The 1872-nt window shown below is 59.1% G+C and carries 1 protein-coding gene; it reads right to left on the reverse strand.

Translation table 11 applies throughout. The annotated features are described in order from the left end of the window. A partial coding sequence (locus J5M71_RS25820) for a phage tail tape measure protein (RefSeq protein WP_207838248.1) occupies window positions 1–1872 on the reverse strand: 1872 nt, incomplete at both ends.

Below are 1872 nucleotides of genomic sequence, written 5' to 3' on the forward strand. Positions count from 1 at the left end.
ATCATGGACAGCACGGAACGGGTGAAGCTGCGCCAGTTCTGCTCACTGCCGGTCAGCATCGCCGCCATATTCTGTGCAATACCATCAAAGGTCTGCGTGGCTGCACTTTTTACCTGCGACATACTGTCCGTGGCGCTCTCTTCCCACTCACTCCAGCCGGACTTCAGGCCTGCCATCCAGTTCCCGCGAAGCTGGTCTTCAGCCGCCCAGGTCTTTTTCTGCTCTGACATGACGTTATTCAGCGCCAGCGGATTATCGCCATACTGTTCCTTCAGGCGCTGTTCCGTGGCTTCCCGTTCTGCCTGCCGGTCAGTCAGCCCCCGGCTTTTCGCATCAATGGCGGCCCGTTTTGCCCGTTGCTGCTGTGCGAATTTATCCGCCTGCTGCGCCAGCGCGTTCAGGCGCTCCTGATACGTAACCTTGTCGCCAAGTGCAGCCAGCTGGCGTTTGTACTCCAGCGTCTCATCTTTATGCGCCAGCAGGGATTTCTCCTGTGCAGACAGCTGGCGACGTTGCGCCGCCTCCTCCAGTACCGCGAACTGACTCTCCGCCTTCCACAAATCCCGGCGCTGCTGGCTGATTTTCTCATTTGCTCCGGCATGCTTCTCCAGCGTCCGGAGTTCTGCCTGAAGCGTCAGCAGGGCAGCATGAGCACTGTCTTCCTGACGATCGCCCGCAGACACCTTCACGCTGGACTGTTTCGGCTTTTTCAGCGTCGCTTCATAATCCTTTTTCGCCGCCGCCATCAGCGTGTTGTAATCCGCCTGCAGGATTTTCCCGTCTTTCAGTGCCTTGTTCAGTTCTTCCTGACGGGCGGTATATTTCTCCAGCGGCGTCTGCAGCCGTTCGTAAGCCTTCTGCGCCTCTTCGGTATATTTCAGCCGTGACGCTTCGGTATCGCTCTGCTGCTGCGCATTTTTGTCCTGTTGAGTCTGCTGCTCAGCCTTCTTTCGGGCGGCTTCAAGCGCAAGACGGGCCTTTTCACGATCATCCCAGTAACGCGCCCGCGCTTCATCGTTAACAAAATAATCATCCTTGCGCAGATTCCAGATGTCGTCTGCTTTCTTATACGCAGCCTCTGCCTTAATCAGCATCTCCTGCGCGGTATCAGGACGACCAATATCCAGCACCGCATCCCACATGGATTTGAATGCCCGCGCAGTCCTGTCTGCCCAGGTCTCCAGCGTGCCCATGTTCTCTTTCAGGCGGCGGGTCTGGTCATCAAACCCTTTCGTTGCGGCCTCGTTCGCCGCCTGCAATGCCCCGGCTTCATCGCCGGAACGCTGCAACTGAGCAACATACGCAATCTGCTCCGCCGACACGTTATGGAACTGGCGAGCCATCGCCGTCAGCCCCGACGTCGGGTCTGTGGTCAGCTTCCCGAAGGCTTCAGCGACCTTGTCCACCTCCACGCCGGATGCAGAGGAGAAACGCGCCACACTCTGGCTGATGGACGCAATCTGAGCCTCACCGCTTACCCCCGCCTTAACCAGTGCGCTGAGTGACTCGCTGGTCTGGTTAAACGTCAGCCCTGCCGCCTGCCCGGCTCTGGACAGGACCAGCATACGATCTGCCGTCAGTCCCGCCTGATTGCCGGAAAGGACCAGCGTTTTGTTGAAATCGGACAGGGTTGAGTTGCCCTGATACCAGGCATACGCCAGCGCACCGGTCGCCACCGCCAGCGAGGTGGCCCCCACCATCGGCAGGGTGATCGCACCGGCAAGCCCCCTGAACATGGGGATCATCCCGCCGAAGGAGTCCTTCACCTGCCCCCCCTGTTGCAGCAGGATCAGCCACGGACTTTGCCCGCCTGCAAGCTGCGTGGCCACGTCGGTGAACTGTGCAGGCAGCATACGCATGGCGGCTTTATAC

Origin of the sequence: Pseudomonas sp. 43(2021), from assembly GCF_017490805.1 — a bacterium.
Classification (GTDB): domain Bacteria; phylum Pseudomonadota; class Gammaproteobacteria; order Pseudomonadales; family Pseudomonadaceae; genus Aquipseudomonas.